Here is a 22416-nt window from a genome sequence, read left to right on the forward strand (position 1 = left end):
TGACAAATGTCATGACGGCCCGGTGTGCGACGGCACTGCCCCCGTGAGCGCCCGCGCCGGAGCATTTCCGGCATGACCACCACGACCCGCACCGCCGGTTTCCGGCCCGTGCTGCTGCTCACCGGCGCCTACGCGGCGCTCTCCGTGCTCACGCTCGCCGTGATCGTCCTGTTCCGCGACCACCCCGCGATGGTGACCGACGCCGTCTGGGTGCGCGCCACCCTCGTCGTCGCCAGTTCGCTGCTGACGTTCGCCTTCGCCCGCAGCGCCGCCCGCGGATCGGAGAAGGGGCTTCTGCGGCTGCGGATCGTCTCGGCGGTGATGCTGGTGGCGATCGTCGTCATCGTCGCGCTGCCCGGGCTGTTCCCGCTGTGGCTGCGCGTCGAACAGGGCGTCTGCGGGCTGCTGCTGCTCGGCGTCACCGTCCTGATCAACCGCCGTCGGGCCCGGTAGCGTTCCGGTGGTGGACGGGGCGAGCGACGTGCAGCGCTGGGTGCGCGGCTGGCGGCTGCGGCTGCTCGACGCCGGGATGCTCGTCTACCCGGCGGTCACGCTCGCGGGCGTGCTGCAGCACTCGACGGGCACCGCGGCGGTCGCGGGCTGCGTGGTCGTGACCGCGTTCGCCGTCGCGTACCTGCTCGCCGCGGCCGCCGCGGCGCGCCGGGCCGCCCGGCCGTTCTGGGTGCTCACGAGCACTTGTGCCGTGCTGTTCGGCGCCGCGCTCCCCTTCGCCGACGCCGACGCGTTCTTCCTCGCCGCCGTCGTCCTTTCCCTGGCCGCGCCGCGGCTCCCCCGGCGGGTCGCGGTCGCCCTGGTGGCCGCGGCGGCGCTCGCCGCCGTCGCCGTGCCGTGGCCGGACGGGCCGGGCTGGGCGCAGGCGGTGGCGCTCGTGTTCACCGTGCTGATGGTCGGCGCGTTCGCCGAAGCGATCCGGGCCAACACCGCGCTGGTCGCGGCCCGCGCCGAGGTCGCGCGGCTGGCGTCCGAAGCCGAACGCACCCGGATCGCCCGGGACCTGCACGACCTGCTCGGCCATTCGCTCACCGCGATCACGGTGAAGAGCACCCTGGCGCGACGGCTCGTCGATGCCGACGCCGTTCGCGCGGGTGAGGAGATGACCGCCGTGGAAACGCTGGCCCGCCAGGCCCTGACCGAAGTCCGCGCGGCGGTGTCGGGCTACCGCGAGGTCTCGCTCGCCGGCGAGCTCGCCCGGGGCCGCGAACTGCTGCGCGCCTGCGGGGTCACCGCCGACCTGCCCACGGCCACCGACGTCGTGTCCCCCGCCCACCAGGAACTCTTCGGCTGGGTGGTGCGGGAGGGGCTGACGAACGTGGCCCGGCACGCGCGAGCGAGCCGGTGCGCGGTGACGCTCTCGGCGTCCACTGTGGAGGTTCTCGACGATGGCGTGGGCGGTCCGGCCCAGGGCGGGTCCGGGCTCGAGGGACTGCGCGAGCGCGTCGACGCGGCCGGCGGTTCCCTCTCGGCCGGGCCGGTGGACCCGCGCGGCTGGCGGTTGCGGGTGACGGTGTGACGATCCGCCTGCTGCTCGCCGACGACCAGGAGCTGGTCCGCCAGGCGCTGTGCGCGCTGCTCGCGCTCGAGGACGACTTCGAGGTCGTCGCGTCGGTCGGCCGCGGGGACGAGGTCGTCGCCGCGGCCCGCGAACACCGGCCCGACGTCGCGCTGCTCGACATCGAGATGCCAGGCCTGGACGGCCTCGCCGCCGCGGCGGTGCTCGCCGCGCAGGTGCCGGACTGCCGGGTCGTCATGCTCACGACGTTCGGCCGCGCCGGCTACCTGCGCCGCGCGATCGAGGCGGGCGCCGCCGGGTTCGTGGTCAAGGACGCGCCCGCCGACGTCCTCGCCGACGCGATCCGCCGCGTCCGGGCCGGCGAACGGGTGGTCGACCCGGCGCTCGCGGTCGCCACCCTGGCGGCGGGCGAATCCCCGCTGACCGCCCGCGAACGCGACGTCCTCATCACCGCGCGGACCGGCGCGACGATCGCCGAGATCGCGTCCCGGCTCTACCTGTCCGAAGGCACGGTCCGCAACTACGTCTCCGCGGCGATCGCGAAGACCGGCGGCCGCAACCGCGTGGAAGCGGTCCGGATCGCCGACGAGCGGGGCTGGCTCTAGGGTCGCGCGCCGAGGTTGCCCGCCGGCCGGGCGACGGACCTTGGACGCGCGATGCTAGGCGTTCTCGTCGAACGGGATGCCGGCCGGCTTGGCCTTGGCGAGGTTGCCGGCGAACTGGTCGTCCTTGATGCCGAAGGTGGCGCTCCCGAAGTCGGCCTGGGTGAGCTTGTCCCGCAGGCCCGCCGGGTAGCCGTCCCAGCCGACGGGGGCCGGGTACTGCCAGGTGCCTTTGTGGTTCTCGGGCGGGTCGTCGTTGCCGTTGGCCGCGCGGAAGCAGTGTGTCGAGCCGCCGTCCTTGTGGTAGACGACTTTCGCGTGGGTGCCTTCGAAGCGCAGGCTCGCGCGGTCGTGGACGGCGAAGCCGCCGTGCTGGGAGGTGGCGACGTACTCGACCTGGTCGTCCTTGACCCAGACGACGACGTGCTCCCAGTCGTGCCGGTGGCCGGCGCTGCCCGGGCCGAGGGAGGCCTGGTCCTTCTCGAAGTAGAGGGTGAACATCACCGCGCACCAGCCGTTGTCGCACTTCTGGCGCGAGTAGGAGTTCGTGTTGTCGAGGTCCCAGGAGTCGCGGCAGTGGCCGTTGGTGTCGCCGCCGAGGGACAGGCCGGGGGCGATCATGCCGTCGGGGCCGATGGCGGGGGTCGGGTAGCAGCCGTCCTTGTCGTAGTCGAAGGCCGGCTGGAACGTCTTCTCGAAGTCGCTCGCGTTCGCGGGCAGGGCGCCCGGCGGGTCGGCGAGAGCGGTCGCGGGGAAGAGGACGGAGAGGGCCAGCGCGCCGGCGGCAGCGGCGGCCAGGGTGCGGGAACGGTGCGCCATCGCGGGCTCCTGCGGGTTCGTCGGTGATTTTCCGACCAGGCTCGTGTGATCGCTCCGGATTGGCAACCGCGGCGGCGCGAGTCTGCCCGGCTGCCGCTATCCGTGGGGCACGAACGCGCAGAACTGGTTCCGCGGCCGGGGCGCGGCTACGTTTGAAGCATGCCCGAACCCATCCTGATCTCCATCGCCGCCGCACTGGCGGCGAAGGGGGCGACTGGCCTCTACGACCTGGTGAAACGCAAGTTCGCCAAGGACCCTGCGGCCACTTTGGCCCTGGAAGCGGCCGCGTCGGCGCCGTCGTCCGACACCCAGCCGATCCGGGCGCTCGCCGAGCGGCTGGAGTCGGCCGGGACGGAGGACCGGGAGTTCGCGGAAGCCCTGCGCACGGAGTGGGAGAAGCTCCCGGAGGGCCGCGTGACGTACGGCGGCGTGCACAACACGGTGACCGGCACCGTGACGGGCAAGGTCATCCAGGCCGGCGACGTGCACGGCAACATCAACCTCTGAGCCGGGCCTCGGCGGCGTCCCAGTCCCCCTGGCCCGACGGCTCGTAGCGGCGGATCTCCTGCGTCTCCCGCACCAGCGCCCGCATCGCCGCCAGGTCCGGCAGGTCCTCCCCCAGCGCCCGGGCCTGCACCAGCACGTTCCCCAGCGCCGCCGCCTCCACCGGGCCCGCCAGGACCGGGACGCCGCACGCGTCCGCCGTCGACTGGCAGAGGAGTTCGTTGCGGGCGCCGCCGCCGACCAGGTGGACCGCGTCCACCACGCGGCCGGTCAGCTGGGCTGCCTCGCGGATCGTGCGGCGGTGGGCCACCGCCAGGCTGTCGATGATGCACCGGACCATCGCGGGCCGGTCCGCGGGAACGGGCTGACCGGTGGCCGTGCACGCTGCCGCGATGCGGGCGGGCATGTCGCCCGGGGGCAGGAACTCCGGGGCGTCGATGTCCACCACCGCCGCCGGTGCCGGGGACGAAGCCGCGGCCGTCAGCAACCCCGGGAGGTCCGGGGATGACCACGTGCGCAAGGTCTCCGACAGCACCCACAGGCCCATCACGTTGCGCAGGAAACGAATGGTGCCGTCGACGCCGCCCTCGTTCGTGAAGTTCGCCGCCAACGCCGCGTCGCTCAGCTCCGGTGCGGGCAGCTCCAGGCCGGCCAAGGACCACGTGCCCGACGAGATGTAGGCGAAGTTCTCCCCCGGAGACGCCGGGACCGCGACCACCGCCGACGCCGTGTCGTGCGAGCCCACCGCGATCACCGGGACACCGGAAAGCTCCGGAGCCGTGCCGACCACCGTGCCGGGATCACGCAGCGGGGGCAGCAGGCGCGACGGGATGCCCACCCGCGAAGCGAGCGGATGAGCCCACTCCCGGGAACGCACGTCGTACAGCTGGGTCGTCGACGCGTTGGTCCGCTCGGCCCCGATCGAGCCCGTCAGCCAGTAGTTCAGCAGGTCCGGGATCAGCAGCAGCGCCGACGCGGCCTCGAGCCGGTCGCCCTCGGCCACCAGCTGGTACAGCGTGTTGAACGGCAGCTGCTGCAGGCCCGTCACGTCGTACAGCTCGCGCGCGGACACCGAGGCCGCCACCTTTTCCGCGACGCCGTCGGTGCGGGGATCGCGGTAGCAGAAGGGATTGCCGAGCAGCGCGCCCCGGGCGTCCAGGAGGCCGTAGTCGACGGCCCAGGAGTCGATGCCGACGCCGTCCACCGCGCCGGCGTCGCGGATCCCCGCCAGGGTTTCGCGGTAGAGCCCCAGGACGTCCCAGTACAACGCCGGCCCGGCGCGGACGCCGCCGTTCGGGAAGCGGCGCACCTCCGCCAGGCTCAACGTCGAAGGACCGACGGTGCCGGCCATCACGCGCCCGCTGGACGCGCCGAGGTCGACGGCCGCCACCCGCTTCACGGGCGCACCACCGTCAGCTCCAGGCCGAGCAGGTCCGCGACCGCCGTCAGCTCGGCGACGCGGTGGCCGGTGCCCAGCGCCCAGTGGTGGGCGATGCCGCTGGCCGACCACGCGTCGGTCCACTCCCCCGGGTCGCAGCCGAAGTCGACGCGGGAGGTCGTGTTGCCGATGCGCAGCAGCGGCCCGGGCACGACCGTGCCCTCGGACGCGATGAGCGAGAACGTCCCGTCGCGCCGCTGCCCGAGGCCGCACAGCGTGACCGGGCCCGGCTTGACGTCGAACTCCACCGACACGCCCCAGCCGCGCTTGCCGTGGTAGACGCCGAGGCCGCGCAGCAGCGGCTTGCGGGCGCTGATCCCGAGGTGCGCCGGGCCGTCGTGGCCCATTTCGACGACGCCGTCGTGGAAGTTCAGCGCCTGCAGCTCGGTGAACGAGCCGCCCGCGCCGAGCCGGTCCATGATCAGCATCGCCAGTGACGTGCGCAGCTCGTACTCGCCGACCGCGGGGATGCCGCGCGCGGTGAGCAGCGACGCGCCGAGGATGAAGCCGGCGCCGACGCGTTCGTGGGTCTCGCCGTCGAGGCCGCGGTGGTAGTACGCCAGCGAATCCAGCGAGAAGTCCTCGACGAGCCGGTCGAGCGCCACGGAAACCCGGGCGCCCCAGGCGAAGTCTTCGTCCACGACGGACTCGTCCACGGTGAACACGTCGCACGCCAGCGCGACCCGGGCGGCCGTCTCGTCGTCGGACACCTTCTCGACGCGCACCCGCAGGTCGTCGACCTCGAGGATCTCGACGTGCCCGCCGAGCTGGGCCGAGACCAGGGTCGGGTCGGTGGAGACGTCCATCATGCCCGGGTAGAGGTGCCCGAGCAGGCCGTGGCGGCCGTGGCGCAGCGCCGCCCGCACGCCGGCCGCCTTGATCCAGCGTTCGATGCGGGTCCACGCCCGCGGATCTTCCAGGTACCCGGACACCGAACGGAATTCGACGCCCAGCCGGCGGAACGCGTTGGCCATCTCCGGCAGCGGGCACGCACCGCAGTAGGCGAGCCAGGCGCCGGTGTCGAAGGACTCGTGGTCCATCGACTCGGTGGGCTGCAGGTTGAGCAGCAGCACCGGCGCGCCCGAGCGCTGCGCGACCGGGGCCAGCATGCTGGACGTCAGGTACGTGGTGAGGAACCCGATGATCAGGTCGCACCCGGCGACGCGCAGCTTCTCCGCCGCGGCCGCGCCTTCGGCCGCGTCCGAGACGAACCCGGCGTCGACGACCTCGCAGTCCAGTTCGGACAGTCGCGAAGAGACGCGGCGCGCCGACGCCTCCAGCTGGGGCAGCAGCGAAGGGAACTGCGGCCAGTACGCGCCGAGCCCGCCGGAGACGAGCCCGACCCGGGTCTGGCGCGGCGTGATGCGATCGAGGGTCATCGGCTCTCCTAGCGCAGGAACGCGGCGGCCACCCCGGCGTCCACCGGCACGTGCAGGCCGGTGGTGTGGGTGAGGTCGCCGCCGGTCAGGGCGAACACCGCGGCCGCGACGTGCTCGGGCAGCACCTCGCGCTTGAGGATCGTGCGCTGGGCGTAGAACTCGCCCAGCTTCTCCTCCGGGACGCCGTAGACGGCGGCGCGCTGGGCGCCCCAGCCCCCGGCGAAGATGCCCGAACCCTGGACGACGCCGTCGGGGTTCACGCCGTTGACGCGGATCCCGTACCCGCCGAGCTCGGCGGCCAGCAGCCGCACCTGGTGGGCCTGGTCGGCCTTCGCGGCCCCGTAGGCGACGTTGTTGGGGCCGGCGAACACCGCGTTCTTCGACGAGATGTAGACGATGTCCCCGCCGATGCCCTGGTCGATCATCACCTTCGCCGCGGCACGGGCGACCAGGAACGACCCCTTCGCCATGACGTCGTGCTGGAGGTCCCAGTCGCGTTCGGTGGTTTCCAGCAGCGGCTTCGAAATCGACAGCCCGGCGTTGTTGACCACCAGGTCGAGCCCGCCGAAGGCGAGCACGGTCGCGTCCACCGCGGCCTGGACCGCGGCGGCGTCGGTGACGTCCGCGGTCACCGCGATGCCGCCGGTCTCCGCGGCGACTTCGGCGGCGGCCGAAGCGTTCAGGTCGGCGATGGCCACGCAGGCGCCCTCGGCCGCGAGCCGGACGGCGATGGCCTTGCCGATGCCCGACCCGGCCCCGGTCACCAGCGCGATCCGCCCGGCCAGGGGCTTGGGCTTCGGCATCCGCCGCAGCTTCGCCTCTTCCAGCGCCCAGTACTCGATCCGGAACTTCTCGCTCTCCGGGATCGGCGCGTACGACGAAACGACCTCGGCCCCGCGCATCACGTTGATGGCGTTGACGTAGAACTCCCCCGCCACCCGGGCGGTCTGCTGGTCGCGGCCGAAGGAGAACATCCCGACGCCGGGCACCAGCACGATCGCCGGGTCCGCGCCGCGCATCGCGGGCGAACCGGCGACCGCGTGCCGCTCGTAGTAGGCGGCGTACTCCGTGCGGTAGGAGGCGTGCAGTTCCTTCAGCCGCGCGACGACGTCGTCCAGCGGCGCGGTCGCGGGCAGGTCCAGTACCAGCGGCCGGACCTTCGTGCGCAGGAAGTGGTCCGGGCAAGACGTCCCGAGCGCGGCGAGCGGTCCGAGCTTCTCGCGGGCCAGGAACTCCAGCACGACGTCGCTGTCGGTGTAGTGGCCGAGCACGCGCTGGTCGGTCGAGGCCAGCCCGCGGATCACCGGCGCCAGGGCCGCGGCGCGCGCGTGCCGCTCGGCCTCCGGCAGCGCCTCGAACCCGGGTACGACCGGCCCGAACGGCTCCGGCGCACCGCGGGAGGCGAGGAACTCCTCGGCCGTCCGGATGATCTCCAGGGAGTTGCGCTCGCACTCCTCCGAAGTCGCGCCCCAGGCGGTGATGCCGTGCCCGCCGAGGATCACGCCGATGGCCTGCGGGTTCGCCGCCTTGACCGCGGCGATGTCCAGGCCCAGCTGGAAGCCCGGCCGGCGCCAGTCCACCCACGCGACCCGGTCGCCGAAGCACTCCTTCGTCAGCGCGGGTCCGTCGGCCGCGGTGGCCAGCGCGATGCCCGAGTCCGGGTGCAGGTGGTCGACGTGGCCGGCGTCCACGAGACCGTGCATCGCCGTGTCGATGGACGGCGCCGCGCCGCCCCGGCCGTGCAGGCAGTAGTCGAACGCGGCGACCATCTCGTCCTCGCGCTCGACGCCGGGGTAGACGTCCACGAGGGACCGCAGCCGGTCCAGCCGCAGCACCGCGAGCCCGGCCTCGGTCAGCGTGCCGAGGTCGCCGCCGGACCCCTTGACCCACAGCAGTTCCGCGGGGGTGCCGGTGACCGGGTCGACCGCGGTGCCCTTGGCGGAGGTGTTGCCGCCGGCGTAGTTGGTGTTCCGGGGGTCGGCGCCGAGCGCGTTGCTGCGCGCGACGAGTTCTTCCGGGACGGTCATGCTCATGCTCCCCACCCGGCCTGCGTGCCGCCGGCGCGCTCGGCCACGATCTTCTCCTGGTACCCGCTGCGCTGGTAGGCCGCGACCGGGTCCGGGTCGAGCCCGGCGTCCGCGCGCAGCTCGCCCAGCAGCGGCCGGACGTCGGTGTTGTAGGCGTCCATCAGCACGGCGTTGGCCCCGAGGACGTCGCCGGACTGCTGGGCCGCGCGCAGCGCCGTGCGGTCGACCAGCAGCGCCTTGGCCGTCGCTTCCTGGACGTTCATCACCGACCGGATGATCGCCGGGATCTTGGCCTCGATGTTGTGGCACTGGTCGAGCATGAACGCGATCCCGTACGACGGATCGAGTGCTTCGCCGCGGACGATCTCGTACATGATCCGGAACAGCTGGAACGGGTCCGCCGCGCCGACCATCAGGTCGTCGTCGGCGTAGAAGCGCGAGTTGAAGTCGAACGCGCCCAGCTTCCCGGCCCGCAGCAGGAACGCCACGATGAACTCGATGTTCGTACCGGGGGCGTGGTGGCCGGTGTCGATGCACACCGTCGCCTTCTCCCCCAGCTCGACGCAGTGCGCGTACGACGTGCCCCAGTCCGGGACGTCGGTGGCGTAGAAGGCGGGCTCGAAGAGCTTGTACTCCAGCAGCATCCGCTGATCCGGGCCGAGCCGGTCGTAGGTCTCCTTCAACGCCGCCGCGAGCCGGTCCTGGCGGTCCCGGATGTCGTCCTGGCCCGGGTAGTTGATGCCGTCGGAGAACCACAGCTTCAGGTCCCGCGACCCGGTCGCGTCCATGATGGAGATGGCTTCCAGGAGGTGGTCGGTCGCCTTGCGGCGGATCCCCGCGTCGGGGTTGGTGACCGAGCCGAGCTTGTAGTCCTCGTCCTGGAAGACGTTGGTGTTGATGGCACCGATCTCGATGCCCAGGTCCCGCGCGTACGCGGTCAGGGCGCCGAAGTCGTCGACGCGGTCCCACGGGATGTGCAGCGCCACGCTCGGCGCGACCCCGGTGAACCGGTGCACGGTCGCCGCGTCGGCGATCTTCTCCTCCGCCGTCCGCGGGACGCCGGGTTGCGGGAACACCTTGAACCGGGTGCCCGAATTCGCGTACGCCCACGACGGCGTCTCGATGCGCTGGGCCCGCAAAGCCGCTTTGACCGCAGCCGAATCACCCATGGCGATCACTGTCCTTCCCGGACGTCGAGGTGGAAGACCTCGTCGAGCAGCTGGAACCCCGCATCCGGCGGACCGCCATCGAGGCCGGTGAAGAACTCCGCCATTTCCGCCTGCCAGCGGGTGTTGACGTCGGTCTTCGCCATGGCGGCCCGCGCGGCTTCGAGGTCGTCCGCCTCGACGTACCCGATCAGCAGGCCGTCGTCGCGGAGGAACAGCGAATAGTTGCGCCAGCCGGTGTCGTGCAGGGCCTGCCGCATCTCGGGCCACACCGCCCGGTGCCGCTCGGCGTACGCGGTCATCCGGTCGGGCTTGACCTGGAGGCAGAAGCAGTACCGTGGCATCAGAAGTTGAACTTGTCGATGTTGTTCGCGTCGAACGTCGTCGGCGGGCCGAGGACGATCTCACCGCTCGCCCCGATCGTGTAGTCGCCGAGCTTGCCCGCCTTGAACTTCTCGCCTTCCTTGCCGGTGATCTGGCCCGACTTGAGCGCGACCCCGGCGTACGCGGCGAGGTAGCCGATGTCGGCCGGGTTCCACAGCGCGAACTGCTTGACGGTGCCGTCCTTGACGAACGCGCGCATCTGGTTCGGCGTACCCAGGCCGGTCACCGCGACCTTGCCCTTGTAGCTCGACGAGCTGACGTAGCGCGCGGCGGCCGCGATGCCCACGGTGGTCGGCGAGACGATCACCTTGAGATTCGGGAACGACTGCAGCAGGCCCTGGGCTTCCTGGAACGACTTCTGGTCGTCGTCGTTGCCGTAGGCGACCTTGTCCAGCTTGATGTTCGCGTACTCCGGCTTCGCCAGTTCCTTCTTGAGCACCTCGATCCAGGCGTTCTGGTTCGTGGCGTTCGGCGTCGCGGACAGGACCGCGATCTCGCCGGACCCGCCGGACAGGTCCTTCGCCTGCTTGGCCAGCGCCTCGCCGATGCCCTGCGTGGTGGCCTGGTTGATGAAGACGTCGCGGCAGTCCTTCGCCGCGTCGGAGTCGAACGCGACGATCTTGATGCCGGCGCTGCGGGCCTGGTTCAGCGACGGGCAGACGGCGTTCGGGTCGTTCGCGGCGATGCCGATGACGTCCTGCTGCTGCTGGATCAGCGTGTTGATGTAGCTGACCTGCGACGACGCGCTGGCGTCGTTCGGCCCGACCAGCTTGTACTCGCCCTTCAGCTCGGCCAGCGCGTCCTTGCCGCCGCTGACCTCGATGTCACTGTAGGGGTTGTTGAGCTGCTTGGGCAGGAACGCCATCTTGACGCCCTCCTTCGCCGCGGCGTTCGGGTTCGCCGCGGCGGTGGACGCACTCGCGCCGGACCCGGCGTTGTCGTTCTTGGTCGTGCCGCTGCAGGCGGCCAGGACCAGCACCAGCCCGGCCGACACTGCGCCGGTGAGGAACCTTCGGGACATCTTCGTCACCTTTCTGGGGATACCGGAGCGGTCGCCCGGCTCCGGCGGCGCAACGCCGTCCGGGCCGAAGTCACGACGTTGGGGAGCAGGACCGACACGATGAGGAGCACGCCGGTCACGATGTTGAGAGCCTCGTTGGACACGTCCTGCAGGCGCAGCGCGTTCTGCAGGGACGCCAGCAGGACCACCCCGGCGAGCACGCCGGGGAGCGTGCCCTTGCCGCCGAAGATGGACACGCCGCCGAGGAGCACGGCGGCCACGACGGCGAGTTCGAGGCCGAAGCCGTTGTCGGCGCGGGCGCTGGAGTAGCGCAGGGTCCACAGCACCCCGGCGAGCCCGGCGACCGCGCCGCTCACGACGTACAGCCAGAACTTGAGCCGCCCGGTGCGGATGCCGGCGAACCGGGCCGCCTGCTCGCCGGCGCCGGCCGCGAAGACGCCGCGGCCGACCGGGGTCGCGTGCAGCACGACGCCGAAGACCAGCGCCACCACGACCAGCGGGAGCAGGACGTTCGGGACCGGACCGTCGCCGATGGTCCCGGTGACCCAGCTCGTGTAGTCCCGCGGGAAGTCGGCGACCGCACCGTCGCCGAGCACCACGAACGCCAGGCCGCGGTAGAGCGCCAGGGTGCCGATGGTGACGGCGAGCGAAGGCAGTTTCAGCATGGTGACGAAGAAGCCGTTCAGCGCGCCGAGGACCGCGCCGAGCACGATGCACAGCGGGATGATGGTTTCGATCGACAGCCCCGCGTCCCACAGCGAGCCCATCACCGCGGACGTCAGCCCGAGCGTGCTCGCCACCGACAGGTCGATCTCGCCGGTGACGATGATGAACGTCATCGGCAGCGCGACCAGCGCGATCGGGAGCAGGTCGAGCAGCAGGAAGGTGAAGTTGCGGCTGGTGCCGAAGTTCTCGACGGCGCCGGAGGCCACGATCAGGACGAGCACCGTCACGAGCACGACGGCGGCGTCCCAGCTGAGCAGCCTGCCGAGCCGGTTCCCCTGGTCAGACATGGGAATCCCTCTTCTTCAGTGCCTTGGCGACCCGCACCGCGACGAGCCGGTCGGCGCCGATGGCGAGCAGGATCAGCGCGCCGACGATCGCCTGCTGCCAGAACTGGTTGATGTCGAGCACGGCGAGCGCGCTGCCGATGACGGTCAGCAGGAGCGCGCCGAGGCCGGCGCCCCAGACCGAGCCGCTGCCGCCGAACACCGCGACCCCGCCGACGACGGCCGCGGCGACGACGTTCAGCTCGTAGCCGGTGCCGGCGGCCGCGTCCACGGTGCCGAAGCGGGCGGCGAACAGGACGCCGGCGAGCCCGGCGAGGGCGCCGCTGACGAGGAACGCGGCGATGGTGTTGCGGCCGACCCGGATGCCGGCCAGCTGCGCGGCCTGCGGGCTCGACCCCATCGCGTACAGCTCGCGCCCCGCAGGGTAGCTGCGCAGCACGATCCCGGCGACCACCAGCACCAGCAGCGCGATCAGGACCAGCCACGGCACGCCGAGCACCGACGCCGTGCCGAAGTCCAGAAAGGACGCCGGCAGCTTGTCCGCGTTGATCTGCTGGCCGCCGGCCCAGAAGTAGCTGACGCCGCGGTAGGCGTAGAGCGTGCCGAGGGTGACGACCAGCGCGGGCACCTGGCCGAACCGCACGAGCGCGCCGTTGAGGAGCCCGCACACCGCGCCGACGGCGAAGCCCACGAGCACGGCGACGAGGACCGGCAGGCCCGGGTGGTCCTTCATCAGCGTGCCGACGGCGAACGCCGACAGGCCGAGCACCGAGCCGACCGAGAGGTCGATGTTGCGGGTGATCATCACGACCGCCTGGCCGACGGCGAGCACGGCCAGGATCGCGGTGCCCAGCAGGATGTCGCGGATGCTCTGCCCGGACAGGAACCGGGAGTTCTGCGTCGCGGTGAACGCCACGAGGACGATCAGGGCGAGGACGATGCCGGATTCGCGCGCCTTGAAGACGCTCGCGGTCCACGATCGTCCGGAGTGGACGGCCGGGTCCCTGGTCACCGGTGCCTCCTTGGTCGCGGTCATGCGGCGGCCCCCTGGCCCATCGCGGCGAACATGACGGCGTCCTCGGTCGCGTCGGCGCGCGGGAGCTCGGCCACGATCCGGCCTTCCCGCATCACGAGGACGCGGTCGGCCATGCCGAGCACCTCGGGCAGTTCCGAGGAGACCATGACGATGGCGACGCCTTCGGCGGCCAGCGCCGACATCAGCCGGTGCACCTCGGCCTTCGTGCCGACGTCGATGCCGCGGGTCGGCTCGTCCACGATCAGCACCTTCGGCGCCATCGCCAGCCACTTGGCGAGGACGACCTTCTGCTGGTTGCCGCCCGAGAGCGTCCCGACGGGGTCGCCGAGGCGGCGGTACTTGGTGCGCAGGCGTTCGGTCCAGCGGCGGGCTTCCCGGCGCTCGCTCGCGCCGGTCAGGAAACCGAGCTTCGAAAGCGCGCGGGAGCGCGGCAGCGTCACGTTCCGCTCGATCGACAGGTCCATGATCAGGCCCTGCTGGCGGCGGTCTTCGGGGACGAGCGCCATTCCGGCGCCCATCGCGGCCCGCGACGAGTGCGGTTTGAGCTTCTTGCCGCTCACCTTCACCACGCCCGCGTCGCGCTCGTCGACGCCGAAGACGGCCTGGACGACCTCGGAGCGGCCGGAGCCGACGAGCCCGGCGAACGCCACGATCTCGCCCGCCCGCACGGAGAAGGAGATGTCGCGGAAGACGCCGTCGCGGGCCAGGCCCTCGACTTCGAGCACGACCGCGCCGGGTTCGACGTCCTGCTTGGGGAACAGCGCGTCGAGGTCGCGCCCGACCATCCGCTTCACCATCTCGTCGACGGTGACGTCGTCGAGCGGGTCGGTGGAGACGTGCTTGCCGTCGCGCATGATCGTGACGCGCTGGCAGAGCTCGGTGATCTCCTCGAAGCGGTGGGAGATGAACATGATGGCCGCGCCTTCCTGGCGCAGCGTGCGGGCGACGGTGAAGAGCCGCTCGACCTCGATCTGGGTCAGTGCGGCGGTCGGCTCGTCCATGACCAGCACGCGGGCGTCGGCGCTGAGCGCCTTGGCGATCTCGACGATCTGCTGGTCGGCGATGGAGAGGCCGCGCGCCGGGCGGGCCGGGTCGATCCGGACGCCGAGGCGGGAGAAGAGGCGCTCGGCCTCGGCGCGGATCGCCGCCCGGTCGATCCGGCCGAAGCCGGCGCGGGGGTGGCGGCCCATCACGATGTTCTCCGCGACCGAAAGATCGGGGAAGAGCGTGGGTTCCTGGTAGATCACCGCGATGCCGGCGGCCTTGGCGTCGGCCGGCGAGCCGAACTCCACCGGACGGCCGTCCATGAGCAAGGTGCCGTCGTCGGGCTTGTGCACCCCGGCGAGCATCTTGACGATCGTGGACTTGCCGGCACCGTTTTCCCCCACCAGTGCGTGGGCTTCGCCGGCGTAAAGGCCGAAGCTCACGCCGGCGACCGCCGCGACGGCGCCGAACGACTTGGTCACACCGCGCACCTCCAGCAGAGGGGCTGGGCCCGGGTCCTGCCGCGTCATCGCGACCTCCGGATTGAAAGGTTTCACAAACCTGGCGCGGTGACGCTACTATGCGACGGAGAAGCAAGTCAATGAATCGGCCGAACCGTGGCCGAACGTCTTCGTCCGCCGATAGTTCGTGGCGATATTACGTTTCAATGAGGGGGTCCGATGACGGTCCAGGAGTCCGGTGCCGAGCCGAGAGCCGCGGGCATCAAGGACGTTGCGGCGGCGGCCGGCGTCTCCCTCGGCACGGTGTCGAACGTGCTCAACCGCCCCGACCGGGTCAGCCCCGCGACCCGCGCGAAGGTCGAGGCCGCGATGGCCGAACTCCGCTTCGTGCGCAACGAATCCGCGCGGCAGCTGCGCGCCGGGCGCAGCCGCGTGCTGGCCTACGTCATGCTCGACGGCAGCAACCCGTTCTTCACCGACGTCGCCGCCGGCATGGAGGACGCCGCCGACGCGGGCGACCTCTCGCTGTTCCTCTGCAACAGCGCGCACCAGCCGGCGCGGGAGGCCGCGTACCTCGGGCGCCTGGAACAGCAGCGCGTGCAAGGCATCCTCATCACCCCGGTCGACCCGGACGCCCCGCTGCTGCACGAGATCGCGCACCGTGGCACGCCGGTGGTCGTCGTCGACCGCACCCCCGGCGGCACCAGCCACTGCTCGGTCGCGGTGGACGACGTCTGCGGCGGCGAGATCGCCGTGCGGCACCTGATCGAGCAGGGGCACGAGCGGATCGCGTTCATCGGCAACCACACGACGGTGGGCCAGGTCCGCGACCGGCGGCTCGGCGCGCTGAAGGCGCTGGACGCCGCGGGCCTCGCCCCGGACCACCTGGTCGACCTGACTACGACGGCCCTGACCGTGGCCGACGGCCGCGGCGCCGGCGAACGGCTGGCGGGCCTGCCCGCCGACGTCCGCCCGACCGCCGCGTTCTGCGCCAACGACCTGGTCGCGCTCGGGCTGCTGCAGACGTGCGCGAACCTGCGCATGGGCGTCCCGGACGACCTGGCGATCGTGGGCTACGACGACATCGAGTTCGCCGCGGCGGCCGCCGTCCCGCTGACGTCGGTCCGCCAGCCCCGCCGCCGGCTGGGCCGGACGGCCGCGGAGCTGCTGCTGGCGGAGACCAGCGAGCCGAACCACGAGCACCGGCAGGTGGTGTTCACGCCGGAACTGGTGGTGCGCGCTTCGACGCTGCGCTGAGCCACGGGCCCGAGTGGGCGCGGCGGGCTTGCCGCGGGGCCGCAGCCCGGCGTTCCCGGCCATCGCGTGTAACCCGCGGGGCCCCACGCCTGATTCACAGGGGGAGAAGCATGATCGGGCGGACCACGCCCCGCGGCTTACGGAGGTCGTCATGGCCGGCGACGAGCGGCGGCTTTCGCGGCGCGGGTTCCTCGCCGCGGGCGGAGCCGCGCTGCTGGGCGCCGTCGTCGCGGGGTCGGCCGGGCTCGCCGCGCCCGGCCCGGATTCCGGGCTGCTGACCGATTTCTGGCTGTTCGGGCGGTACGCCGACGGCTGCACCGACGCCGGGTTCGACGAGGCCGGCCTCGATCCCGTGCAGCTCCCCCACTGCGTGGCGCCGCTGTCCTGGACCGGCTGGGACCCGGCGTCGTGGCAGGACCGGTGGATCTACCGCAAGCACTTCACGGCGGCCACGGCCGGACGGTACCGGGCGCGCTTCGAGGGCGTCATGACGAACGCGGCGGTCTACCTCAACGGCACGCTCGTCGCCTCCCACGAGGGCGGCTACCTCCCGTTCGAGGTCGAGCTGCCCGGGGTCGCCGACGGCGACAACACCCTCGCCGTGGTCGTCGACGGGCGGTGGGCGCTGGACGTCCCGCCCAACCTGCCCGGGGCGAGCCCGGCGGTGCTCGACTTCTACCAGCCGGCCGGGATCTACCGCCCGGCCACGATCGGCACCGTGCCGCGCACCCGGATCACCGACGTCTTCGCCCGCCCCGTCGACGTGCTCTCCCCCGGCCGGTCGCTGCACGTGCGGTGCGAGCTCGAAAGGGCCGTGCCCGCCCAGGTGACCGCTTCGGTGCGGCAAGCGGGCCGGGAGCTGGCGCGCGGGTCCGCGTCGATGCCGGCGGTCGGGACGGTGGTCGAGTTCGACGTCCGGGGGCTCGACGGCGTCCGGCTGTGGGACGTCGTGGATCCGGCGTTGTGCGACGTCGTGGTGACCGTCCGGGCCGGGGCCGCGGTGCTCGACCGGCGCACGGTGCGGACCGGGTTCCGCGAGGCCCGCTTCACCCCGGACGGCTTCTTCCTCAACGGCAGGCGGCTCAAGCTGTTCGGCCTCAACCGCCACCAGTGGTACCCGTTCGCCGGCGGCGCGATGCCGGACCGCGTGCAGCGCCGCGACGCGGAGATCCTGCGCCGCGAGCTGAACTGCACGATGGTCCGGTGCTCGCACTACCCGCAGTCGAGCGCGTTCCTCGACGCCTGCGACGAGCTGGGCCTGCTGGTGTGGGAGGAGATCCCGGGCTGGGGGCACGTCGGGGACGACGCCTGGCAGCGGCGGAACCTCCAGGACGTCGCCGCCATGGTCGTGCGCGACCGCAACCACCCGAGCGTCGTCGTGTGGGGCACGCGGGTCAACGAGGCCAACGGCACGACCGCGATGTACGCCAAGACCGGGCGGCTGGCGAAGGAGCTGGACCCGTCGCGGCCGACGAGCGGCGCGCTGGCCAGCACGACCGGCGCCCGGTACGCCGGCGGCGACGTCGAAATCCTGGCCTACAACGACTACATCGCGCGCCGCGGAGCCCCGTTCCGGCTGCGCCCGCCGCGGCCGGGGGTGCCCTACCTGGTGACGGAGGCGATCGGGACGCTCGCCGGCGTCCGCACCTACCGCCGCACCGACCCGCCCGCGACCCGCCAGCTGCAGGCGGAACTGCACGCGAAGGCCCACGACCTGGCCGCCGCGGACGACCGCTACTGCGGGTTGCTGGCGTGGTGCGCGTTCGACTACCCGTCGGGCTGGCAGCGCTCGGTCGGCGGCTCGAAGTTCGCGGGGGTGGCCGACATCTTCCGGATCGCGAAGCCCGCGGCGGCGTTCTACGCGTCGCAGGGGCCGCCGGACGTGCGGGCGGTCGCCGAGCCCGGGTTCGACTGGGACTTCACCGCCCAGCCGGCCGGGCCGGGCCGCGGTGCGACGATCTGGTCGAACTGCGACCGCCTGGCGGTGTTCCTCGACGACCGTCCGGTGGGCGACGCGCGCAGCCGCCGGGCGGACTTCCCGCACCTGCCGCACCCGCCGTTCGCGGTGGACCTGGTGGTCCCGCGCGGGCAGCGGCCGCAGCTGCGCATCGACGGGTACGCCGGCGGGCGGCTGGTGGTCAGCCGCCGGTTCAGCGGCGACCGGAGCCGGGACGTGCTCGGCTGCACGCCGGACGACCCGTCGTTGCGCGCGGACGGCGGCGACGCGACCCGCGTGGTGATCGCGGCGACCGACCGGTTCGGGACGGTCCGCGCGGGGACGACCGGGGCGGTTTCGGTGGCGCTGGCGGGTCCGGGCGAGCTGATCGGGGACGCGAAGCTCGACTTCGGTGCGACGGGCGGCGCGGCGGCGGTGTGGGTCCGGCCGTTCGCGGGCCCGCCGGGGACGCTGGTGCTGACCGCGCGGCACGACACGCTGGGCACCGCGACGGCGACGATCACGACGACCGCGACCGGCAAGACGGCCGGGACCGGCTCATGACGACCGGCCGCCCGCAGCCCTCGGGGCGCCGGCGAAACCGCGGCAGCGGCTCCGCCGGAGTCGCCTCACCCCTCGCCGGTGAGCAGCCCCGCCAGCACCGCCGCCTGGCTGATCGAGGGCGAGCCGCTCGCCGTCAGCAGCGTCAGCGGGCCCGCTGCGGCCAGTTCCCGCAGCCGCCCCAGCGCCTCCGCGCGGTCCGGCTCGAGCAGCTCCGCGCGGTACCGCTCGGTGAACTCCGTGAACCGCTCCGGATCGTGGCCGTACCAGGTGCGCAGGTCGTCGGACGGGGCCAGGCCGCGGTACCAGCCGTCCAGGACCACCGCCGTGCGTGCGGTGCCGCGGGGCCACAGGCGCTCCACGAGCACGCGCGTGCCGTCGGCGGGCCCGGCCGGGTCGGTCAGGCGCGCCACCCGGACGACCGTCGGCTGCATGCGCGCATTCTGCGGTGCGCCCGCGTGCGCCGCCACCGGAACGGGGCGGTGACCTGGTGCGCAACCGCGTGACGCCGGCCGGCGACGTCGTCGACGTTCCCCTGCGGGGTGCGTGGACCGGCAACCGGGGCGTCCTGCACGACGGCCACGAGATCGTCCGCTTCCACGCCGGCGACCTGTGGATCACCTGCGCGCTCGAGTTCCGCGGCCGGTGGCGGGAGCAGTGGCTGCCGAACCGGTACACGCACCTGTTCTTCCACGACGAGGCCGTCTCCTTCGCCGCCGGGCACCGGCCGTGCGCGGAGTGCCGCCGCCGGGCCTACACCGCCTACCGCGCCGCGTGGCCGGGCCCGGCCACGCCGTCGGCCGCCGGGATGAACCGGCGGCTGCACGCCGAACGCCTGGTCCGCGGCACCCACCTCCGGCGGCGGCACGAACTGCCGTGGGCCGGGCTGCCCGACGGCGTCTTCGTGCTCCGCGGCCGGCGCCCGGAACTCGTCGTGGGCGGGCAGCTGACGGAGTGGACGACCGCGGGTTACGGCACCAGGCGGAAGCTGCCCCGGGCAGGGACCGTCCCCGTGCTCACCCCGCCGGCCACCGTTGCCGTGCTGCGGGCCGGGTACCCGGTGCAGATCGACGACTCCGCCCGCTGAACGCGCGAAGGGCCACCCCGGCGACCGTGGAGGGGTCGCCGGGGTGGCCCTACCCCCAGCTCCCGCCGCGGGGGAACAACAGCCGAACCCGCCGTTCCACCGGCGGTTCGAGCCGGTGCGTGGACATCGTCGCCGGTGGTGTCCCGCAGCCCGGCCAGGATCGCGGACCGGACGTGCAGAAAGCTTGCAGTACGCTTGCACGCCTTGCCCCGGCCGGGTGAACGGAGGTGACCGGGTGGAGTTCCGCGTCCTCGGTGCCGTCGAGGCCACGGCGGACGGCGCCCCGGTCGACCTCGGCTCCCGCAAGCAGCGGCTCGTGCTCGCCGTGCTGCTCCTCGACGCCGGCCGCCCGGTGTCGCGCGACCGGCTCGTCGACCTGCTCTGGCCCGCCGATCCCCCGGCGAGCGCCCGCGGCACCGTCCAGGCGCTGGTCTCCCGGATCCGCGCGGTCTTCCGCGCCGCGGGCGGCCCCGAGCTGGTCACCGAAGGCCACGGGTACGTCCTGCGCGCCGCCCCGGACGCGGTCGACGTCCACCGCTTCACCGCGCTGGTCCGGCGGGCCCGCGCAGCCGGCGACGAGACCGCCGTCGCGCTGCTCGGCGACGCGCTCGCGCTGTGGCGGGGCGACGCGCTCGCCGGCGCCGCCGACCCCGACGTCGCCGAGCGGCTGCTGGCCGGGCTGAACGAGGCCCGGTGGAGCGCGCTCGAGGACCGGATCGACGCGCAGCTGCGGCTGGGGCAGGGCCGCGCCGTCCTGGCCGAACTCACCGAGCTCGTCGCCGCGCACCCGCTGCGGCAGCGGTTCGTCGGCCAGCTGATGCTCGCCCTGCACCGCGAGGGCCGCACCGACGCCGCACTCGCCGCTTTCCGCGGCCTGCGCGCCCGGCTCGCCGCCGAGCTGGGCCTCGACCCGGCCCCGGAGCTGACCCGCCTGGAAGCCGCGATCCTGGCCGGCGACCCCGCCCTCGATGTCGCGCCCGAGCCGCCACCGGAGCCGGTGCGCCCGGCCCAGCTCCCCCACGACGTCCGCGGCTTCACCGGCCGCGCCGCCGACCTGGCCCGGCTCGACGAGCCCGCCGGCGGCCCCGGGCCCGACATCCGGCTGGTCACCGGCACCGCGGGCGTCGGCAAGACCGCGCTCGCCGTCCGGTGGGCGCACCGCGTGCGCGACCGGTTCCCCGACGGCCAGCTCTACCTCGACCTGCGCGGGTTCGATCCCGACCACGAGCCGCTGACACCCGCCGTCGCGGCCGCGCAGCTGCTGCGGGCGCTGGGCACCGACCCGCGTGCGATCCCGCCCGACCCGGACGGGCGGACGGCGCTGTGGCGCTCACTGCTGGCCGACCGGCGGGTGCTGGTCCTGCTCGACAACGCCCGCGACAGCGCGCAAGTGACGCCGCTGCTGCCGCCGTCGGGCACCGTGCTGATCACCAGCCGCCAGCGCCTCGGCGACCTCATCGCCCGCACCGGCGCCCGCGCGGTGCCGCTGTCCGTGCTGCCGCCGGACGACGCCCGGCAGCTGCTGGAGACGATGCTCGGCCCGGCCGCCGTCGCCGCCGAGCCCGCCGCCGCGGCCGAGCTGGCCCGGCTCTGCGGGCACCTCCCGCTGGCGCTGCGGCTGGCCGCGGCGAACCTGGGCGCCGGCGAGGCGGCCGGGATCGCGGAGCTGGCCCGCGAGCTGGCCGGCGGTGATCCGCTGGCCGGGCTGAGCGTCGACGGCGCCGAGGAAAGCGCGGTGACGACGGCGTTCTCGGTGTCCTACCGGGCGCTGCCCGCCGAGCACCGCCTGCTGTTCCGGCGGCTCGCGCTGGTGCCGGGGCAGACGTTCACCGCGCCGGTCGCGGCCGAGCTCGCCGGCGTCACCGAAAGCCACGCGGCCCGGCTGCTCAAGGCCCTGGCCGCGGCCCACCTGGTCGAACGGCACCTGCCCGGCCGCTACCGCTTCCACGACCTGCTGCGCAGCTACGCGGCGGGCCGGTCCGCCTCCGACGACCCTGCCGGGGATCAGGAGGCGGCGCGGCGCCGGCTGTTCGACCACTACCTCGCGGCGGCCGACGCCGCGGGCCGCGTGCTGATCCCGCACTTCCTCCGCCTCCCCCGGCCCGAACCTGCGCCCGTCTTCGACGGTACGGAAGCCGCCCTCGACTGGCTGGACACGGAGTGGCCGAACCTCGCCGCGGCCGTCGAGCACCCCGAGGCCCGCGAGTACGCGTGGCACCTCGCCGACGCGCTCCGGGCGTTCTTCCACCACCGCGGCCACCACACGGAGTGGATCGACACGGCCACGACCGCGCTGACCGCCGCCGAAGCCGCGGGCGCGCGCCGGGCCCAGGCGGCGATGCGGCTGTCGATCGCGCTCGCCGGCGTCAACAGCGGCCGCTACGCCGAAGCCCGCGCGCACCTGACGACGGTCCTGCACGACGGCCTGGCGGCGGACTGGCCCGCCGGCCGCGCGGCGGTCCTCAACAACCTGAGCGCGGTCCACCAGCGCCTCGGCGACCCGCACGAGGCGATCGCGTGCGGCCTGGAGTCGTTGCGGCTGTGCGAACAGCTCGCGATCCCGGGCGTCACGATGGCGCTGGCGAACGTCGGTTTCGCCTGCGGCCAGGTCGGCGACCTGGACGAAGCTTTGACGCACTTCGGCCGCGCGCTGGAGATCGCCGAGCGCGACGGGGCGAAGTTCAGCGTGGCGGTGGTCCTGGTCGACCTCGGGCATGTGCACCGCGACCTCGGCGACACGGCGGCGGCGACGGCGTTCTACGAGCGGGCGCTGACGGCGAACCGCGAGCTGGGCTACCAGTACGGCGAGGCGGCGGCCCTGTCCGGCCGCGCGGTGCTGGAGTCCCGCGCCGGCGACGCCACCCGGGCTTTGTCCGACGCGGCGGACGCGGTGGAGCTGACCCGGCGGATCGGCGACCGGGGTACGGAGGCCTCGGCGCTGGCGGCGTGGGGCGAGACGTGCTTGCGCCTCGGCGACCCGACGGACGCCGCCACCCACTTCGCGGCGGCGTTGGAGATCGCGCGGGAGACGAGCTTCACGTGGTGCGAAGCGGCGGCGCTGACCGGACTGGCCGAAGCGGCACTCGCTCTGGGCGACGCGGAGCCGGCCCGCACGCACGGCGAAGCGGCGGCGAAGCTGGCCGCGCAGTCCGGCTACCGCCCGTTGGAGACGCGGGCCGCGGAGACCCTCGGGCACCTCGCCCGCTGAGGCTT

Annotated in this window: 19 protein-coding genes; 8 read left to right on the forward strand and 11 right to left on the reverse strand. The window is 73.4% G+C overall.

Annotated features, from left to right (window positions below; translation table 11 throughout):
• Window positions 1-72: 72 nt before the first annotated feature.
• The 3 genes from MUY14_RS14285 to MUY14_RS14295 are packed head-to-tail and all read left to right on the forward strand — an operon-like array spanning window position 73 to window position 2136.
• The gene (locus MUY14_RS14285) at window positions 73-453 is read left to right on the forward strand and encodes a hypothetical protein (protein WP_247023481.1); all 381 of its coding nucleotides are present in this window, start codon (window positions 73-75) and stop codon (window positions 451-453) included.
• 10 nt (window positions 454-463) lie between these two features.
• Window positions 464-1531, forward strand: coding sequence for a sensor histidine kinase (locus MUY14_RS14290; protein WP_247023482.1), 1068 nt, complete (start codon window positions 464-466; stop codon window positions 1529-1531).
• Window positions 1528-2136 carry a response regulator transcription factor gene (locus MUY14_RS14295; RefSeq protein WP_247023483.1) on the forward strand — a complete coding sequence of 203 codons (609 nt, stop codon included), beginning with the start codon at window positions 1528-1530 and terminating at the stop codon, window positions 2134-2136. The genes MUY14_RS14290 and MUY14_RS14295 overlap by 4 nt, the downstream gene beginning before the upstream one ends.
• Window positions 2137-2190: 54 nt before the next feature.
• Here MUY14_RS14295 and MUY14_RS14300 read toward each other — a convergent pair whose 3' ends face one another.
• Window positions 2191-2952 (reverse strand): NPP1 family protein, encoded by a 762-nt coding sequence (locus MUY14_RS14300; RefSeq protein ID WP_247023484.1) that lies wholly within the window; start codon window positions 2950-2952, stop codon window positions 2191-2193.
• Window positions 2953-3111: 159 nt separating this feature from the next.
• On the opposite strand from MUY14_RS14300, the gene MUY14_RS14305 reads away from it, so the two are divergent.
• The gene (locus tag MUY14_RS14305; RefSeq protein WP_247023485.1) at window positions 3112-3459 is read left to right on the forward strand and encodes a hypothetical protein; all 348 of its coding nucleotides are present in this window, start codon (window positions 3112-3114) and stop codon (window positions 3457-3459) included.
• On the opposite strand, the gene MUY14_RS14310 is transcribed toward MUY14_RS14305, so the two are convergent.
• From MUY14_RS14310 to MUY14_RS14350, 9 genes are read right to left on the reverse strand one after another with little or no spacing between them, the layout of a single operon-like run.
• Window positions 3449-4846, reverse strand: a complete 1398-nt coding sequence (locus MUY14_RS14310) for a rhamnulokinase family protein (protein WP_247025131.1) — start codon at window positions 4844-4846, stop codon at window positions 3449-3451. The two genes, MUY14_RS14305 and MUY14_RS14310, sit on opposite strands and share 11 nt — an antisense overlap.
• 5 nt (window positions 4847-4851) lie before the next feature.
• A complete protein-coding gene (locus MUY14_RS14315) occupies window positions 4852-6273 on the reverse strand; it encodes an L-fucose/L-arabinose isomerase family protein (protein ID WP_247023486.1) in 1422 nt (473 codons plus the stop codon).
• An 8-nt stretch (window positions 6274-6281) separates the two neighbouring features.
• On the reverse strand, window positions 6282-8300 hold the full coding sequence (locus MUY14_RS14320) for a bifunctional aldolase/short-chain dehydrogenase (RefSeq protein WP_247025132.1): 2019 nt from the start codon (window positions 8298-8300) through the stop codon (window positions 6282-6284).
• Window positions 8301-8302: 2 nt separating this feature from the next.
• On the reverse strand, window positions 8303-9469 hold the full coding sequence (gene rhaI / locus MUY14_RS14325) for an L-rhamnose isomerase (protein ID WP_247023487.1): 1167 nt from the start codon (window positions 9467-9469) through the stop codon (window positions 8303-8305).
• 5 nt (window positions 9470-9474) lie between these two features.
• Entirely contained in the window at window positions 9475-9810 is a 336-nt protein-coding gene (locus tag MUY14_RS14330; RefSeq protein ID WP_247023488.1) for an L-rhamnose mutarotase, read from the reverse strand.
• A complete protein-coding gene (gene rhaS / locus MUY14_RS14335) occupies window positions 9810-10871 on the reverse strand; it encodes a rhamnose ABC transporter substrate-binding protein (RefSeq protein WP_247023489.1) in 1062 nt (353 codons plus the stop codon). Before rhaS ends, MUY14_RS14330 begins: the two co-directional genes overlap by 1 nt.
• A gap of 5 nt (window positions 10872-10876) precedes the next feature.
• Window positions 10877-11884 carry an ABC transporter permease gene (locus tag MUY14_RS14340; RefSeq protein WP_247023490.1) on the reverse strand — a complete coding sequence of 336 codons (1008 nt, stop codon included), beginning with the start codon at window positions 11882-11884 and terminating at the stop codon, window positions 10877-10879.
• The gene (locus MUY14_RS14345; protein ID WP_247023491.1) at window positions 11877-12917 is read right to left on the reverse strand and encodes an ABC transporter permease; all 1041 of its coding nucleotides are present in this window, start codon (window positions 12915-12917) and stop codon (window positions 11877-11879) included. Before MUY14_RS14345 ends, MUY14_RS14340 begins: the two co-directional genes overlap by 8 nt.
• Window positions 12914-14431 carry a sugar ABC transporter ATP-binding protein gene (locus MUY14_RS14350; RefSeq protein ID WP_247023493.1) on the reverse strand — a complete coding sequence of 506 codons (1518 nt, stop codon included), beginning with the start codon at window positions 14429-14431 and terminating at the stop codon, window positions 12914-12916. Before MUY14_RS14350 ends, MUY14_RS14345 begins: the two co-directional genes overlap by 4 nt.
• A 150-nt stretch (window positions 14432-14581) precedes the next feature.
• On the opposite strand from MUY14_RS14350, the gene MUY14_RS14355 reads away from it, so the two are divergent.
• Together MUY14_RS14355 and MUY14_RS14360 are read left to right on the forward strand one after the other, a co-directional pair.
• The gene (locus MUY14_RS14355; protein WP_247023494.1) at window positions 14582-15619 is read left to right on the forward strand and encodes a LacI family DNA-binding transcriptional regulator; all 1038 of its coding nucleotides are present in this window, start codon (window positions 14582-14584) and stop codon (window positions 15617-15619) included.
• Window positions 15620-15770: 151 nt separating this feature from the next.
• Window positions 15771-18119, forward strand: coding sequence for a glycoside hydrolase family 2 TIM barrel-domain containing protein (locus MUY14_RS14360; RefSeq protein WP_247023495.1), 2349 nt, complete (start codon window positions 15771-15773; stop codon window positions 18117-18119).
• Window positions 18120-18184: 65 nt separating this feature from the next.
• Here the strand turns inward: MUY14_RS14360 and MUY14_RS14365 are convergent, their stop codons facing one another.
• On the reverse strand, window positions 18185-18550 hold the full coding sequence (locus MUY14_RS14365) for a DUF488 domain-containing protein (protein ID WP_247023496.1): 366 nt from the start codon (window positions 18548-18550) through the stop codon (window positions 18185-18187).
• A 56-nt stretch (window positions 18551-18606) separates the two neighbouring features.
• On the opposite strand from MUY14_RS14365, the gene MUY14_RS14370 reads away from it, so the two are divergent.
• Entirely contained in the window at window positions 18607-19203 is a 597-nt protein-coding gene (locus tag MUY14_RS14370) for a hypothetical protein (protein WP_247023497.1), read from the forward strand.
• Between the two features lie 235 nt (window positions 19204-19438).
• A complete protein-coding gene (locus MUY14_RS14375) occupies window positions 19439-22411 on the forward strand; it encodes a BTAD domain-containing putative transcriptional regulator (RefSeq protein WP_247023498.1) in 2973 nt (990 codons plus the stop codon).
• Window positions 22412-22416: the final 5 nt, after the last annotated feature.

This window comes from Amycolatopsis sp. FBCC-B4732 (genome assembly GCF_023008405.1).
In the GTDB taxonomy this organism is placed as follows: domain Bacteria; phylum Actinomycetota; class Actinomycetes; order Mycobacteriales; family Pseudonocardiaceae; genus Amycolatopsis; species Amycolatopsis pretoriensis_A.